Source organism: Bacillus sp. FJAT-27231, from assembly GCF_001183975.1.
In the GTDB taxonomy this organism is placed as follows: Bacteria; Bacillota; Bacilli; order Bacillales; family Domibacillaceae; genus Pseudobacillus; species Pseudobacillus wudalianchiensis.
Window position 1 is genome coordinate 2316749 of the sequence record NZ_LFZU01000001.1, and the last position, 17492, is coordinate 2334240.

The 17492-nt window shown below is 36.3% G+C and carries 13 protein-coding genes and 1 pseudogene; 7 read left to right on the top strand and 7 right to left on the bottom strand.

Annotation, left to right across the window (positions count from 1 at the left end; translation table 11 throughout):
- A pseudogene (locus AC623_RS21765) lies at positions 1-376 on the bottom strand (hypothetical protein); the annotation flags it as partial.
- A gap of 607 nt (positions 377-983) precedes the next feature.
- On the opposite strand from AC623_RS21765, the gene AC623_RS10900 reads away from it, so the two are divergent.
- The gene (locus tag AC623_RS10900) at positions 984-1952 is read left to right on the top strand and encodes an NAD(P)-dependent alcohol dehydrogenase (protein ID WP_049662452.1); all 969 of its coding nucleotides are present in this window, start codon (positions 984-986) and stop codon (positions 1950-1952) included.
- A gap of 348 nt (positions 1953-2300) precedes the next feature.
- Here the strand turns inward: AC623_RS10900 and AC623_RS10905 are convergent, their stop codons facing one another.
- The 4 genes from AC623_RS10905 to AC623_RS22315 form a co-directional block, all read right to left on the bottom strand.
- Positions 2301-4091, bottom strand: coding sequence for a methyl-accepting chemotaxis protein (locus AC623_RS10905; RefSeq protein ID WP_049662453.1), 1791 nt, complete (start codon positions 4089-4091; stop codon positions 2301-2303).
- 324 nt (positions 4092-4415) lie between these two features.
- Positions 4416-4688: an HU family DNA-binding protein gene (locus tag AC623_RS10910; protein ID WP_049662454.1), complete on the bottom strand. Its 273-nt coding sequence runs from the start codon at positions 4686-4688 to the stop codon at positions 4416-4418.
- Between the two features lie 303 nt (positions 4689-4991).
- Positions 4992-5354: a group I truncated hemoglobin gene (locus AC623_RS10915; RefSeq protein WP_049662455.1), complete on the bottom strand. Its 363-nt coding sequence runs from the start codon at positions 5352-5354 to the stop codon at positions 4992-4994.
- Positions 5355-6087: 733 nt separating this feature from the next.
- On the bottom strand, positions 6088-6171 hold the full coding sequence (locus AC623_RS22315; protein ID WP_442853568.1) for a putative holin-like toxin: 84 nt from the start codon (positions 6169-6171) through the stop codon (positions 6088-6090).
- Positions 6172-6549: 378 nt separating this feature from the next.
- Here AC623_RS22315 and AC623_RS10920 point away from each other — a divergent pair, with 378 nt between their 5' ends.
- Complete coding sequence (locus tag AC623_RS10920; protein WP_049662456.1) at positions 6550-7653, top strand: ATP-binding protein; 1104 nt, start codon at positions 6550-6552, stop codon at positions 7651-7653.
- A gap of 1627 nt (positions 7654-9280) precedes the next feature.
- Positions 9281-12412 carry an efflux RND transporter permease subunit gene (locus AC623_RS10925; RefSeq protein ID WP_231603477.1) on the top strand — a complete coding sequence of 1044 codons (3132 nt, stop codon included), beginning with the start codon at positions 9281-9283 and terminating at the stop codon, positions 12410-12412.
- Positions 12413-13382: 970 nt separating this feature from the next.
- On the opposite strand, the gene AC623_RS21065 is transcribed toward AC623_RS10925, so the two are convergent.
- Positions 13383-13505, bottom strand: coding sequence for a YjcZ family sporulation protein (locus AC623_RS21065; protein ID WP_049662457.1), 123 nt, complete (start codon positions 13503-13505; stop codon positions 13383-13385).
- Positions 13506-14239: 734 nt separating this feature from the next.
- On the opposite strand from AC623_RS21065, the gene AC623_RS10935 reads away from it, so the two are divergent.
- The 4 genes from AC623_RS10935 to AC623_RS10950 all read left to right on the top strand — a co-directional run bounded on the left by AC623_RS10935 (position 14240) and on the right by AC623_RS10950 (position 16780).
- Positions 14240-14887, top strand: coding sequence for a VC0807 family protein (locus AC623_RS10935; RefSeq protein ID WP_049662458.1), 648 nt, complete (start codon positions 14240-14242; stop codon positions 14885-14887).
- Positions 14888-14904: 17 nt separating this feature from the next.
- A complete protein-coding gene (locus AC623_RS10940; RefSeq protein ID WP_049662459.1) occupies positions 14905-15501 on the top strand; it encodes a TetR/AcrR family transcriptional regulator in 597 nt (198 codons plus the stop codon).
- Positions 15502-15591: 90 nt separating this feature from the next.
- Positions 15592-16113, top strand: a complete 522-nt coding sequence (locus AC623_RS10945; RefSeq protein ID WP_049662460.1) for a GNAT family N-acetyltransferase — start codon at positions 15592-15594, stop codon at positions 16111-16113.
- 16 nt (positions 16114-16129) lie between these two features.
- A complete protein-coding gene (locus tag AC623_RS10950; protein ID WP_049662461.1) occupies positions 16130-16780 on the top strand; it encodes a DUF2306 domain-containing protein in 651 nt (216 codons plus the stop codon).
- A 235-nt stretch (positions 16781-17015) separates the two neighbouring features.
- Here AC623_RS10950 and AC623_RS10955 read toward each other — a convergent pair whose 3' ends face one another.
- A complete protein-coding gene (locus tag AC623_RS10955; protein ID WP_049662462.1) occupies positions 17016-17393 on the bottom strand; it encodes a hotdog domain-containing protein in 378 nt (125 codons plus the stop codon).
- Positions 17394-17492 lie beyond the last annotated feature (99 nt).

Consider the following 17492-nt stretch of genomic DNA (forward strand, 5'->3'; position numbering starts at 1 on the left):
AGCAATTCCAAGCAGAAATAAATGATTTTGTAATGGAGAACAACTTTTGAGGAGTGTCTCTTTTATGTCCATTAAAATAATCTTCATAAAGAATGGTATCATTTTTAATAATAAGCAATGCAGTAGTACCCGTATTTTCCATAAATTGTTTAAAGTCAGCAATTCTTTTTTTACCTTTATGTAAGTATTCAAGAGTTGAAAATTCCAGTTTATCTGGAGATTCTTTAAAAAAATATGGATTATCATCTAAGGGCAGTTTCTTGGTTGAAAAGAATTGATAATCATTATATGCAACTGTAAACCTATTTCCTAACATATATGAAAGATAAGTATGAATATAATTTTTCTTGTCCACTAGATAGTTGTTATTTCCCATCAAATTTCCCTCCAAAAGCAACATGAAGAATCGATAATTCCTATATGAATTCTCTTTCGATTCTATTTAGCCCTATTTAACAGACCTGCCTCAATAGTTGAATAGTCTCTTCCATTTTCAATTTCTATAGTCAAGTCAATAATTCCTTTAAAATAAATTTTAAAGAAGAGATGTATTTCGTTGTCATCATAAGCATAGGAAACGTATGAATCGGAGAAGAGAATAGACGGATTCTCACCATAAACATTAAAAGCATATCAACTTCAAGTTATCTTACTTACTCATCATTTGGGAGATATAGAAATCCATTCACTTATAACAGCACAATTAAAAGAATATTTATCTGAATCTAGCAAAACATTAAAACCCTCATCACTAGCTCACCATGTTCGTTCAATAAAATCGCTTCTTTGCTGGTCATATGAGGAAGAACATATCAGTATAAACTCAATGAACTTTTTTTGAATGATTTTGAGTACTCTGATATCCGCTGAATCTTTTCATTTATTATTTCGTATAAATAATTACATAATAACACTTCACTAACTTTCTGTTATGGTTCCTTTCTTTCTTTGTAAATACAATAAGAACATTGGAGGAAGTTTTTATGAAAGCTATAGTTTGCGATAAATATGGTTCACCTGATGTACTTGAATTAAAAGAGATAAAAAAACCTTTACCTACTGAGAATCAAGTATTGGTGAAAGTTCGTTCAGCGTCCTTGAACTTTGGTAACTTGGTTCTATTGAAAGGCAAACCTTTCTTAGCTCGCTTTGCTTTCGGACTAATAAGACCAAAATACTCCATACCAGGAGGTGACATAGCTGGTAAAGTTGAAGCTGTTGGTAAAGACGTTAAGCTATTTCAAGTAGGTGATGAAGTTTTTGGTGACCTCTCTCGTTGTGGCTGGGGCGGTTTTGCTGAATATGTAACTGTCCCCGAATATGCTTTAGCCTTAAAACCAGCCAATATCTCCTTCGAGGAAGCTGCTGCGACACCTATGGCAGGTGTGACTGCCTTACAGGGACTACGTGATAAAGGCAAGATTAAGCCGGGACAGAAAGTATTAATTTATGGGGCATCTGGTGGTGTCGGTACTTTCGCGGTACAAATTGCCAAATCATTCGGGGGTGAAGTAACAGGGGTATGCAGTACAAGAAATTTAGAAATATTGCATTCGATAGGAGCAGACCATGTCATTGATTATACAAAAGATGATTTCACAAAAAATGAGGAGTATTATGACTTGATTCTTGGTGTAAATGGTTCTAATTCCATATCAGCTTATAAACGAGCATTAAAACCAAATGGAAGTTTTGTCCACATAGGAGGTTCCGAATCTCAATTTTTTCAAACATTAGTTCTTGGACCTTTTATTTCAATGACCGGAAGCAAGAAAATAAGTAACCTGTTACAGAGAGTAAATCAAAAGGACCTAAACTATGTAAAAGAATTACTTGAGACTGGAAAAGTAAAGCCAATAATTGATAAACGATTTAAGTTAAGCGAAGTAACGGAAGCATTCAAATATTTTCAAGAAGGCCACGCTCAAGGTAAAGTGGTAATTACTATATAATTTAAAACTGACAATCCCCCCTAACCATTCCTGCTTATGAAAAATAAACTTAATAAAATTTACCCGTATTCTTGATCATGGCCATGATTTTACATGAACCAATTGGCCATAACTTCATACCCTTGGGAACATGATCAAAGTCTTTCACTTAGCGAAATCTGCTATTTCCGGAATAGAAGAGATCCCTGCCATGAAAAAAAGAACAGCTTGCTTTACAAGACAAGTCTGTTCAAACCAAGTGAAGTTCGTTCAATGACTATTTGGATCGCTGTTTAAGAAGAAAAACAGTTAGGAAATTTATATACTTTTTTAAACAAATCCAATCTTTTTATCAGAACCTCTATACTATTACGCTTTCGCTTTTGACCTCATGGGACCACTAGACAGTATATCTTGTTTATGTATAATGAATTCAGTCGTAATATCTGTTAAGGATGATGCTAGTTCTGTTAACTTCATTCCCGTTTCGTGGGTATGATTCATGTGTTCAATCTGTTCTTTAGAATTAGCTAACATTTGCTCAGTGCTGGCTAGTGTTTCTTGTGACACAGATGCAAAGCTCTCAGCAGACTGTTCTATTTGAGGCAAAGCTAAAGAGATGAGATTACATTCCTCCTTCATTTTCTCAAGTTCTTCATTAACTTTCTTAATCTCCTCCATCAAATGGTCAAACGTTTGTTTAGATTGAAACGAAATGTTAGCATTAAGCTGACTTTTTTGAAGCATATGATGAAATTCTTCAGAAGCTTTTACCGATATTTCTTCCATCGACTGAATGAGTCGTGTAATTTCCTCGGTGGCCCCTTTCGATTGGTCGGCTAATTTTCTGACTTCCCCCGCCACAACAGCAAACCCTTTTCCTGATTCCCCAGCTCTTGCTGCCTCTATTGCTGCATTCAAAGCAAGCAGCTTGGTTTGCTCTGCAAATTGTTGAATTATATTGACAATGCTCGCAATTGATAGCGAGTGTTCTTTTACCGTGTTAATAGTATCAGTCATGGTTATAAATTCTTTCTCAAACTGATTCATTGACGTAATCATGTGAACGATATCCTGCTCCCCTTGAGAGGCCCGATAATTCATGTGTTCTGATGTATGCGCGATAGTGTTCATGTTTGAGAGCATATGATGGATTTTCTCCTTCATTTCCTGAAACATATCAATACTTTTTTCAGAACTGATAGCCGTTTGTTCCGCCCCTTCTTTTACTGTGAAAATTGATTCTTTCAGTTCATTATTAAAATACAACGCATTCTCAGAGGCACCTTTCAATTCATCCCCTGTTTCATGTAAAGCGGCGGTTGTGTCATAAAGTTGATCAAGCATCATTTTCATTTGTCCAATCATTTGATTAAAACTTTTTATAAGGGAAGAAATTTCAGGAATAGAAGTATTGAGCATAATTTGTTCACTCAAATCCCCGTCTCGTACCTTTCGGATAACTTTTTGTATGGTGCTTAATGGTTTTGTCACACTTCTCACTAATAATATAATAACAATAGACGTAATAAGGACACTGATAATAGAAGTAATGAGCATAAATACTGCTAACTGGTTAATGGGTCCTAAATAATCCGCAGTTGGAACAGCCAACAAATAAATCCCTTTTAACTCAGGTATTTTTTTAAATGTCAGCGTATAATCACTCCCTTGAAACTCAAAGTGAAGAATCCCTTTTTCTTGTTTTCTTACCGACCCTAGGACGTTTTCCGGGAAAGCTAAACGACTCCCTTCACTGACAGCAAACGGTATTACCTCATTTTGTTTTAGTAAGAAAAAATGACCCGAAAGACCATCTTGTGCTAATTGAGCAGCTTGTAATTTAATTGTAGAGTTAAATTTCTTCAAAAATTCTTCTTCATCGTTAATAAACGTAAACATCAAACTTTGAGCAATCTCAGACATCGAAAAAGCTTCACGCTCCAGACGGTTTTCAGTAATACGAATAGCAGTATTACGTGATTTTTCATAAGAAACATAACCAAGCACTCCAGTTGATATGATAAATAAACTTAAAATGCTTATGAGCAATCTGCTTTGTAATGTCCATCTCTTTTGTTTCTGTTTTGGATGTAACTTTCGTTTCCATTTAAATAGATGTGCTCTTTTTACAATATGAATACCGTACTTCCAGTTCATTTTATCCCCACCCTTCGACCTATATTTAAGTATGGCATCCTATTGTAAATCTCGTGTAAAAGTTGTATGAAGTTATTTTAAAAAGCAATTTTAATAAATTTAATCTTATCTCTATCGCGAAGAATCGGTTCCGGTATAAAAGATTCAAGATAGCTGCAAGTAATATTCCAAACTTCGACCTATTGATACTAGTATCCTAAAAAAGAACATGATCAGTATGTCTACGATTTAGAGATTATTTTCAAAAGATCCATAAAATGAAAACAGGCTCTAGGGATAATCCCCTAGAGCCTTTCTATGATATACCGTTATAGAAATATAAATTTATTTAACAGCTTCTTTCAATTCCTTACCTGGTTTAAAAGCAGGAATTTTAGAAGCTGCAATCTGAATTTCTTCTCCAGTTTGTGGATTACGGCCTGTTCGAGCTGCACGTTCACGTACTTCAAATGTTCCAAATCCAATTAACTGGATTTTCTCTTCCTTAGCAAGTGTATTAGAAATCGTTTCAAATAATGCGTTCACAGCTTTTGTAGCATCTTGTTTACTTAACTCCGTTTTCTCTGCAACAACGTTTACTAATTCTGTCTTATTCATATTTAAACACCTCTTCTTTTTACTTTGGGCATTATGTAGAGATTAAAACATAACATATGCTCTATACGTTTGTCACTGAATAAGATAAGACAAATGAAAGAGAAATTCCTGTTTTTTCATAGAGACACCCTTTAAGCCCTCTGAGTAATTTAATGCACAGCCCATCCATATTATATATTAAACGCCCTAGCTGCCTTGGGCAGCTAGGGCGTTTTTCATCTAACATGATGATATTTATGTTGCCTTTCAAATTAAAATTCATATTTTACTTTCTTTAAATAATCCACTCACTTATAGAACCAGTCACTTATAAATAATATCCTCTCTTAATGAAGCAACTTTACTTAAAGCTTTGTCTATGTCTGCTTCACTCACACCAAAGTGAGCAAGCGCATCATGAAGATGTTTTGCAATAGCATCAAAATGGGCTGGCTGTAGATTCATTCCTTCGTGTGCTTTTGCCATTGATTTTCCTGAATACTGATTGGGTCCACCTAACGCAAAACTAATAAATTTTGTCTGATGACGACGCTGTTTTTCCATATCTGTGTGTTCAAAAAAGTGATTAACTGTATCATCCTTAAGAACCAATTCGAAATAAAAATAGTCCACAACTTTCGCAACAGCTTCTTCTCCGCCAACTTTTTCATAAAGTGTTTGTTCCATTAATTTGCACCCCTATCTAGATGTGTATAATAACATTTTCCCCAAGAGCAGCAGGTGTAATCCCTATGAATTATTATTAATCGTTAATACTCCATTTTTTTATTCAGTACTGTCTTTAAGCATATTGAACATACTGAACATTTTCATAGACAGTCGCTAAATCTAGTTTTCATATAACCTATTAGGTTAAATATATATCGCATGAATAAGAAAAGATCCGAAAAACGCTTCACTGAACGCCCTCAATAAGGCCGCCTCTAACATTTCTTTCTATATGTTCCAACTCTCATTCTTAGGATATTCTCTAAAAGCAACAGAAAAGAGCATAGGGGTTTTTGTACCCAACATAGTTGGCGGCTAGGCAAAGCCTGACAAAACAATGAGTCAAGAAAGGCTCTTTATTGTAAGCCTAGTAAAGAAAGAAACTATCTGCCAACCCCTAAATTTCATGGAACGAAAGTATGGTTCTAATTAACAGCAAATGTTTTTTGAACGTAAATGGCCACAAAAAAGACGCAGAAAGCACTCTTCTTTTAAGGTCTTTTCCTAATTCAAATGTTTTCAAATTTTAAGCAATAGGGTATAATAACAATAGAACTGTATACATTAAAAAGACCGTTTCGATGCTGGAACATCAAAACGGCCATACAATAGCAGGTTCCCATTAGAGGGATCGACACACAAATAGCTAAGTTACTAAAACCGCCATGAGGGGCCAATCTCAAGGGCGGTTTTAGTCTTTTTTATGAAATGACAGAATGGATATGATCAAACTCGCGAAAGCAAATGTAATCATTAAGGATTCATATACTGTCATGCAGCATCACCTCCCTTCGCTAAAATGGAGGAGAATGCCGACCACCCTTGAGAAAACCTATACTATTGTTGCTATTATTATATCATTTTTTCAGCAGAAACGTTTGTTTCTAAAAACATAACCTTTAGTTATTGAACGATCATCCAATCATTCCCCTACAGACAAACCGATTATTTATATTCTATCTCCCTCTACACTTATTTTTCCCATTTGAACGGCCCCGTAAATATTAGACAAAAAATTAATATTTGTGGAGTGTTTTTATGTCTAAATTCAATTCCATAAGAAACACAGCCAAAATTAGTGTATAATAAAAAAACTTACAGAATTACCATAAATTGAATTCATTACTCATCATAATGACCGGGGGATATCAATATGACTCATTATAATGTCAGCTATTTTCAGAATATTTCTAACGTTTTTGTTGATTACCAAAATCTTATTCCAAAACATAATGGATTTGTTTTTAAATTCATAAAGAAAAACAACAAATTCATCCATACGTTTGCGGAAGGTGATTTTCTTAAAAAAGTAGAGATTCCCCCTTCACTAATTGTTGGTAAAACTTTGCATGAACTCTTACCTGAAAATCAAGCAAATGAGAAGCAATCTTTTTATGAAAAAGCCTGGAGTGGCAGCATTATTAATTATGAAGGAAACATAAATGGATTCTATTATCTTTCTTCATTAACTCCAGTAATTGTCAATTCACAGGTTGTTGAAGTAAATGGCACAGCCATCGAGATTACAGAGCACCGAAAGAATACTCTCAAGATTCAAGAGCTAGAAAAGCTTTCGTTAATTGGTGAACTGGCAGCTGGAGTTGCTCATGAAATTCGTAATCCTTTAACGTCTGTAACAGGCTTTGCTCAAATGATTAAGGAACTTTCAAATGACAAAACAATAGATCATTATATTGAAATTGTTCTTACTGAATTAAACAGAATTAATGCCATCGTAAACGAATTTATATTTATAGCTAAGCCTAAAGAAAACATGAAGACGAGAGAAACGGATATCAAGGCTTTGGTCTCTCATGTTGTAGAATTTATGAAACCTCAAGCTACTTTAAATGGCGTTCACCTTATTGAATCTATTCATTTCGATCAGACACTTACTATTCAATGCGACCCCAATCAGATAACACAAGTGCTGATGAACTTGATACAAAATGCGATTGAAGCGACTACGGACCCCTCTACACAAGAAATAGTCATTTCCCTTAAAAATGGGCACAGCGATAGTTTCTTAATAGAAATTACCGATAAAGGGAGTGGGATATCACAAGAGAGACAGAAAAGGCTGTTCGAACCTTTCTACACAACAAAAGAAAAAGGGACAGGTTTAGGGCTTATGATGTGCAAACGAATTATAGAAAACCATAACGGTACCATAGAAATTAATAGTCAACTTGGTGAAGGAACAACTGTTAGAATCAATTTGCCTACAGTTTTCGACCATCAACAATTACAGGGCTAGCCAGTTCAGCGGCTATCGCAATTAGTACCTGGCAGCCCGACAGCGGGAGGATTAGTATACTTAAATACTCTTCCTTCCAGCTTCTCATGAGAAGCTGAACTCGCTTATTCTTTGACATGCTCTATTTTAACTTATTACCCCATCGCTTATGCCGCTCAGCGGTCATGTGACCAAGAATAAAACCGGACTGATCACGAATCAACTTCCGAATATCCTCCATCGTTCCAGGCAAGTCTATCCGCTCACGGAATCATCACTAATAAAAGGAATAAGCTGTTTCTTCCCCGACTACAAAGTTAGAGGTTCGCCGTCTTTAAAAGTACAATCCTGGGACTGCGTTACTTATCCCATATTATCGGTAGAGTGAATGCATCGCTTGTCACTTTTGGAGTTACTTTGAACCTTTTCCAGTGCTATTTTGTACACCCAATTTTTAACCTCAGCTGCCTTCACATAAAAAGATTAGCTAAGATTCTTAATTATCTACAACCAATCATTTATAAAACCATTTGGATCAGACTAATAAAAAAGTGACTACTCATTATTTTTATTCACAACCTTCATCTTACTACCCTTTAATTCGTTCGATTAGAATGTAGTTTTACTTTAAAGATACTTAAATACATAAGTTAAACAAGCTTTAAATCACTATTGGACCCCCGTTCATCTAATTCTTTAGGAACTTTTTTAACAACAGAATATCCTCTTCAATTAATGATCTGATCCCTCTATCCCCACAACGTAAGTACTATCCACGTAAATGGCCCATTTCAGTTAGGAAAAGCTTATATTCCGGTCTTCCTATACACTGTACTCCTTAACGATCCAAATTCTTTATTCCTTTCCCCTTAAAGAATAGTTAAACCTAATCTTTGATAACAAAAAATACGATAACAACACATCATCATACTCGAAGGTGAAATTCTTTCTCTCCTGCAATATATCAATAATTTTGCAAGAAAATTTTCTTTTTAATCGATTTTTAATGTTATATTCAGCGTTTTTTCAGCTCCAGGCTCTACATTAAAAATGTACCATTTGGATAACACCACCATGCCGCTGCCGGTTCTACATGAAGAACTATGTAAGTTGTTAATATAAGAGTGAAAAGAGAATGGCTTCAGTAACTATGTAAATGACTAAACATTCCACTAGATTAATGCATGGTCGCAGGCTAATCGTTTTTCCGCACAAGAAAAAAGTCGCTCTTACAAACAGTGTTTCTTTGGTTTAGCGGAAAGAAAAAAATAAGGGATAGAAAAACGGTATACCGCTTTATAGGCTGTCTTTTCTTCTTTGATAGCCTTATTATCCTACATGCTGCTGACTCCTCTTTTGTGAGCGATCACGCGGTGCTAGTGTTTTCAATCGTATGGATACTGTGGATGCGAAATGATCGTTGGAAGTATCTAGTATGAATGCGGGTAACGATAATTGGGTTATCAAGTATATTGAGGGAATTCATTATCCAACTGACGTGATAGGTTTCTCGGCAAGATTAGAACCCCCGGCATTAAGAACGTTTCGTTTATACAGCCAAGTAACAAAACACATACCGATCCAAGTTCAACCATGAAGACCTAAAAAGCATGAGGCCTAAATATTAAAAAAGAGGAAGTTGAGAGAAATGATGAGAAAACTTGTAGAAGCAACGATGCAACGAGCCGTTCTAATGATTGTTTTTGTCGTTGTCATTCTGGCATGGGGGGGAATTTCCGCCTTTCAAATGCAACGGGATTATTTGCCGGGGATTAACAATACGACCCTTTCAGTTAGCATGAGAGTACCCGGATATCAAGCAGATCAAGTAAAACAACAGGTTACAGATAATCTGGCAAGCGCTGTTAAAACAGTGGACGGATTATCAAACGTTGAAAGCACATCTTACGACGGTGGATTATTTATGAGTTTGTATTTTCCGATGAATACAGACATGAAACAAGCGGAAGATCAAGTAAACAAAGCCTTGGCAAATGCAGATCTTCCCTCAACCCTAACAAGCACTCCTTCCGTAACACGATTAACAACGAGTTCTTTTCCCATTTTGACGTACAGTGTAACAAGCTCAACATTAGATGAACAAACACTTCGCTCCACCGCAACGCAGGAAATTATGAAACAATTAAAATCTGTTCCTGGTGTAGCAGATGTATCCGTATTTGGAGGAGCAAAAGATGGCTATGTCTTAACGGTCCGGATGAAAGACCTCGTGAAAAATGGATTAACATTGGATGATGTAAATAAATCATTTGCGCTGGCTATCCCATCTATGCCGCAAGGGACTATTGTAAACAATCAGTTATCCATACCAGTATCTTTCGATGGGTTGTCATTAACGGAGCAGCAAATGGAAAAGGCAACGATCAAGAATAAGGAAGGAAAAGCCATTCCTGTGTCAGCGTTTGGCACCATAACACATTCCTTAAATGACGTTAAAACCGTGTCGAGAACGAACGGGTCCCCAAGCGTGACTTTAAATGTAATCAAGACCCCTTCAGCCAATATTACAGATGTGGCCGATCAAGTAAAGGACCGGGTCTCTCATCTTCACTTGGATACAGTCAATCCAAAAGATGTTTCGTTCCAAGTGTTACTTGATCGAGAAAAAGAATTAAACGGCTCTCTTTTCGGATTAGTTCGTGAAGGATTGCTTGGATGCTTATTCTCAATGATTTGTGTGTTCTTCTTTTTTAGAAATACAAGATCAACCTTATTAATAGCGATTTCACTGCCAATTTCATTGTTAGCGACAACAGCTTTCTTAAAGTCAATGGGTATTACGCTAAATATTTTAACGGTTTCCGGTTTGATCGTAGCAATGGGACGGATTGTCGATGATTCTATTGTTATCTTAGATAATATGTATCGAAAACGGGAAGAGGAGAAGGATAAACCTCTAATCTCTATTTTGGCAGCATCTGTGGCAGAAATGATTCCTGCGATATTAGGTTCTACGTTAACCACCATCGCCGTTTATATTCCCATTGCTTTTGTTGGCGGAGTAATCAGTGCGTCCTACAGCGGATTTGCCTGGTCAGTCGTGATTGCTCTCATTATTTCATTCTTTGTTGCCATGCTTGTTATTCCTGCTCTTGCTTTTATGGGATGGAAAGGCGGCGACGGGGGAAAACAAACCGTCAAACTGGACTCTGCCATGAAACCCGTGTTGGAATCGGCATTTAAACACAAAAAAGCCATGATTATCGTTTCAATAGTAGTCTTTTTAGGTGCCGGTATCTATTCCGCTTTTCTTCCAGTAAGCTTATTGCCTAGTGGAAAAATCGGACAGATCGCCATCAAAGCTGAGTTGCCTAAAGGCAGCACGTTAATTCAAGTAGATTCTGAAGTTCAAAAAATCGAAAAGGCCTTGAAAGAAAATCCAAAAATTGATGCGTATTCAGCTAATTTCGGTTCAACTATGACTCCACAAAGTGATGACGTATTTGATCAAGGTGGAGGCTTTATCACCTATCCAAATGTCGCTAACCTTTCTGTTGTGTTGAAAAACGACAAGGATGCTGATTCTGTTATCAAGCAATTACAAAAAGAGCTCCCGACACTATCTAAGAATATTACGTACACCGTAACCAGCCAGAATATCTCTGGTGATGATTCACAAATGCGCATCCTGTTTACAGGTTCCGATCAAAAAACATTGGATCAAGTTGCTCAGGAAGCGCGAATGAACTTGGCTAAAATTCCGAATCTAAGCGTAGATGGAAAGATAGATTTGACGAATGGTTCACCTAAATATAAAGTGACGTTTGACCAAAAAACGATTCAAGATAAAGGAGTGAAGATAACTGATATTCTAGCAGTTATTAATCGTTATCTGTCTTCATCTAAAGATGCAACCATTACGGTTGACCATAAAGCACTTCCTGTTGACCAATATTTAGATCAAGTTGCAACAGGAGTAAATTCTGCCATTACTATAAATGCTACTGCAGATGATGTCTTAGCCTCTCTAAAAGCAGAAACATTAGTGGGAAATAAGGGTGAAACGGTCCGTTTTGACCAAATCGCTAAGATTAGTAAAGATCCATCACCTTCCACTATTAGTGAACGAGACGGTCAACCCTTCTCCCTTGTGACTGCGCAAATTACATCTAACGATATTAGTAAAGTATCAAGTCAGGCAGACAAAGCTCTAAGCACCATGAAGCTCCCTAAAGATGTAACGTATTCATTGGGAGGAATCTCTGAACAAGTAAAACAAATGATTTTCGACATGGCTGTGGCTGTTGCTTTTTCCATCCTTTTAGTTTTGCTGATTACTTCTTCTATTTTCAAAGGATGGAAAGCACCCTTATCTGTACTTTTAAGTATTCCACTAGCCCTAAGTGGTGTAGTCATCACACTCATCCTGTTCCACGGAGAATGGAATTTGGCTGCCTTGATTGGAATTCTGATGCTTACCGGTATTGTAGTTACAAATGGTATTGTGTTAATTGATAAAATCGAACGGAATCGAAAAGAGGGAATGCCTATTAAAGAAGCTGTATTAAATGGTACCCTTTCAAGAACCAGACCAATCTTAATGACAGCAGCCGCTACCGTTCTTACGTTGTTACCACTTGCATTCTCACAGAATGCAGATACAGTCATTTCACAAACACTTGGCATTGTTGTGATTGGCGGGATGGTAACATCAACGATTAATAGCTTTATTATCATCCCGATTATCTATGAATGGCTTTATACAAAGGATAACCGTAAGAAAATAGCGCCTAGGAAGGATGCTGAACAGGCACTCTAATTCTAAATAACAAATAGATAGTTCATTGTTGTTACAGCCTCATCTTCTTTAAAGCTATAGGGAAGAAAATATCATGTTTTTTTCTAAACCCGAAAAGTCCTACCTTCAATAAAGTTTTAATTATAAACAAATCTAATTTATTGACAGCCAAAGTAATGAAGGTCTCGCTATAACACCACTTTCTTTATTAGATGGTTTATGATAAATAAAAGATTATTTTCCGCGGTCTACATCCAGAACCAATAAAAAGCCCACTATTGTTCTACAATATGGAATGATAGTGGGTTTTTCTGGCTTATTATTCAACTGTGCCCGAATAATGCTAACTCTATATTGACCTTGTGTATAGCTGCCGTTAAGGTCTAGAATCAGGAACTAAGTACCGTAGGGATGGAATGAATGTGCCATTCCATGGTTTCCTGCTATCATGCCCATCCCTTCATTTGAAATCTCCCAAGTTTCAATATCATGAAGCTTAAGCTTCTCGTCAATGCGGTTCTGTTCCCCATTGATAATAGGAGAACAAAAAAAACCTTAATACTGGTCTTTCTATGTCACATTTGATACGAACTGTGACATAGGGAGACGAAATGACTATGGAAAAATTTTAAGGCTGTACTAATGCTTTACGAGAAGTTAAGAGGCTACCGATTGAAATAGATGAACACGACAAGATTTACTTTGCTTATAACAAGTTTTATGAACACTATTTTGTGACTGATAATAAAGATGAATTATTAGAAGCGCTTTATCAGCGTGGGTACGATGTTGGATGCGATAGCAAACGAGAAGATGAAGCCAGTGGATATAAGGTATGGGAATATTCGCTGGCTGAAAATAAAGAAAGATACCCAAATACATTTTAATCATGAGATAAATAAAAGAAGCGTCGTCTGACGCTTCAATGGTAGGTGAAGGAATTGATTTTGGGCTTTGGGTTTAGAATAGGTTGGTTCCTGCATTTTAAAGATTAGTAGCTACCGCTCATGAAAGTTGCACCAACAATAATTAATAGGATGAAGAGGACAACAATCAGAACAAAATTGCTGCCATATCCACCGCCGCTAGATCCACCGCCGTAATAGCATGACATAAACAGCACCTCCTTTTTAATGGGTTAATACATGTTATGCAAAGCTTGTTCTTTTTGAAATGGACAAACATGTAAGTATATCAAAAAAAAGAAATTGGGTATTGTACATTTCGTTGATTAACCTATTAATCTTGCTTTGCCGAATATCAGAGGATAACGGACATATTATATTTCTCATTCATTTTCTTTTCTATTACACTAAAACACCCCTTCTCTCAAAAAGCAGAAACTCTTCTCTCCCCTCTGTCACTTTAAAGAAAAATAGTGATAGAAGAATAAAACAGCAACAAAGACATAATCAGTCGAAAGGACTTGTCATATTTAGAGAAAAACTCTTTAAAAATCGAACCGAACGCTGACCACCCTAGGAGAATGGTTACAGTTAAATAGAGTGCGATGGAGTAAGAGAGTGATTAAACAGTAAAATAAAAGCATTTATCACGGTTAAAAAGAACAAAATGCTTTTTACATTGATAATCTGAAAGATAAAGCCTGATAAAAAATTAACTCATTAATTTAGATTTATCATTTTAAAACAGCCATCCTGCTAAAGAAATAGCAAATTCAGCGGGGTGTCTTCTTTATGTATCTGCTGCTTATGATACCGCTTGCCGCCCTGCCAAACTGACATTTTAAAACACTCATCTATCTAATTTTTCAAAAAACAATTGACAAACCGACGGTCGGTTTGTATCGTTGGAATATAAATGCAGAAAAAGTAGGGAGAGATCAACTTGAAGTTAGCCTCTAAAAGAAAGGTCATCCAATCCGTGATAGGGAGTATCTTCATAAACGGACTCGTACCTGTTGTCTTGTATCATTTGTTCTTGAATCATTTCTCAAGTTTTGTTTCATTGCTGCTTGCCACTTCAGTTCCACTTCTAGATAACCTCTATCATATTGTGAAACATCGGAAAGCCGATGCTTTTGGGTTGTTTATGTTGACCGGTTTTGTTCTGAGCTTATTGGCGTTTTTATTAGGCGGCAGCGAGAAATTAATTTTAATGAGGGAGTCGCTAGTAACGGGAATATTAGGACTTATCTTTATTGGTTCTCTTTTTTATTCAAAACCGCTCATTTATCATTTTGCCATTAGATTCAGTTCAAATGAGGAGTCGGAACAGACAGACAAGTTTGCGAATCATTGGGAGTTCCCCTATTTTCGCTTTGTCCTAAGATTAATGACTGCTGTATGGGGGACGGCTCTCTTGGTTGAAGCAGTTCTTAAAACAATTTTGGCATATGAACTGTCGACTTCTGCCTTCTTAGCCGTTTCCCAAATCATTTTCTACAGTGTAATCGGAGTAACCATTTTATGGACAGTCATCTATCGCAGATTTGCAAAAACGCGCTTAGATTTATTAATAGCCTCAAGAAATTGAATAAGGAGAGTACAAAAATGTCTAATCCAACTTCTCATGATAATCCAACATTTCAGACGATTTTATTAGCCACTGAGGAACTTATTCTGGAAAAAGGCTGCAGAAATACGACACTTAAAGACATTATTGAAAGAACCGGGCTTTCTAAAGGGGCCATTTATCACTATGTTGCCAGTAAAGATGAATTGTTTGGACTTATTCTCAAATTCAAAATCGAACAGGAGAATGAAAAATTCAATCAGATCGTTCATCATCAAATGAGCGGTGCCGCTCATGCTGGCCAGTTTGGAGTGGTCACTGAATTTTTCCACAGTAGACAGAATACAAATGATGTAGGCAATCTGATATTCATTTATTTGTTAAGCCAAGACGATGAAAAGGTTAAAAACATTTTAAATAGTGTTTACCAATATAGTAAGTCAACTGGTATTCAATGGATTGAGATGGGGCAAACAAATGGCGTGATTCCCCCAACGATCGATGCTGAGAAAATGGCCGCCTTATTTATGACTTTTTCCTATGGCCTTAGGGTAACTCAACTTCTTTCCTCCTCTGAAGATGAACCAATCGCAACGAGTGATATTTTTAAATTACTTATTCAGACATTGTCATAAATACAGGATGTCGGGTGAAATCCGTAAAAGGTTCTCCGCCTCCTTCTGCATACCAGCTATCAGTTTACTTTTTACTAAGAGGTGTCGGGCATGGAATTCTTAGCAATCAACGCAATCAACTTACAAGAATTAGCCCAAGTGAAGCAGTTTTACGCTGATATCACTTCCGATTTAAGAAAAAAAGGGATTCATCAATGGGACTATTTTTACCCTAATCATTTTGTTATAAAAAACGATTTAAAAAATGGAACTCTTTTTGGAGTGAAAGAAGAACATCACTTGATCGGTGCCATTGTTCTCAATATGAACCAAAGCAAACAGTATTTGAAACTCCACTGGGAGGAACAATCAGGCAGGCCATTAATCATTCACCGATTAGCTGTTCATCCTCTCTATCAAGGCAAGGGAATTGGAAAAAAACTTTTAAACTTTTCTGAAGAATATGCTTTTAAAAAAGGATATACGAGCATTCGTTTGGACGTGTATGCCCAAAATCCTGAGGCTGTTGGAATGTATGAAAGAGCTGGTTATCAAATAAGAGGGACAGTTAAGTTTCCATTAAGAAAAGTGCCATATTTATGTTTTGAAAAAATCATTTCAACTATAAATTAAATAGGAGGGATACGAGGTGGAAAAAAGCAAAAAGTTAAATTGGTCTATAATGGGACTTTATATGACTGTCCTGCTATTCAGCGCCTATATAGTCGTGATGTATTTTATCATCGGGACTGAAGGTGCGCAGATAATGAAAGGAAAAATGGAAGACGAAAACTTTAATTTGGCCATTTGGAAAGCCTTGTTCTATCCTCATATTATACTGGGGGCAATTGCATTGGCTGTGGGTCCATTTCAATTAACTAAAACAAGTCGTCAAAATCCAAATCTTCATCGGAACTTAGGGAAGATTTATGGATTCACCATTTTCATCAATGTATTATTGGTTCCATATATTTCTCTCTTTTCGACAGGTGGCCGGTCATCTATGATTGCCTTCCTTGTGTTGAATGCTTTTTGGCTTGGAACAACCGCTATGGGAGTCCTTAGGGGCTTTCAAAAAAGAATATCATCGCATAAAACATGGATTCTTAGAAGTTATGCTATCACATGGGTTTTTGTCTCCTTTAGAATCGTTGTCATTCCATTCTCTGCTTTTTTAGATCTCGCCATTAGTTTTCCAATAGCGGTTTACCTTTCTATTGCTTTAAACCTTCTTTTTGTCGAATGGAAAAGAAAGAAAGAAAAGACACAATCTTTATCACATCATTCGATGGTACAATGAAAGTTCGAAAGAATTTTTTCCTTTACTAGATCTTCATTATAATCAAAGCAATCAGGAATTCTTACTATCTCTTCCTGCAATAATTTTTTAACAAAAGCCTCTCTCTTTATAGTCAGTAAAATTCATTTTTGTTATCTCCACTCCCTCTTCATCTTATTAAATGGTGAAGAGGGAGTGATTACTTTAATAAACTCTATTACTCTAAAATTTCAATAGTTGAAGAAAAATAAAAAGTTTAAAGGATAATACCCGAAAAATCTCCTTTTAATACTTCTTTTCCATTCTGATTTTCACATGAAAAAGACGAAGCAATAGCTGTTCTATTATTTTCTTGCCTTTCATATTTTTCAATTTTAACCTTACAAATTATCGCATCCCCCGTAAACACGGGTCTTAAAAACTCAAAATTCATATTACGAGCCAGCACATTATGATCCCCGCCTACTTTTGTTGGCAGAGTTGCCGTTAACAACCCTTGAACGACAAGTCTTCCCTGTTCATCTGGGGCAATATGATGAATCCCTTCATCACCTGAAATCTCTGTAAATAATTCGACATCCCTTACTGTAAAAGTCCGTTCGAACGTAATGATATCTCCTACTTTTAACGACATACTAAATCTCCTCCCCAAAAGTTTTATCCTGTAGGGCCGATCCTACTGTGGATGGTGGCAAAATTAAAATAATATTCAACTATTTTTCTCCGTTAAAAC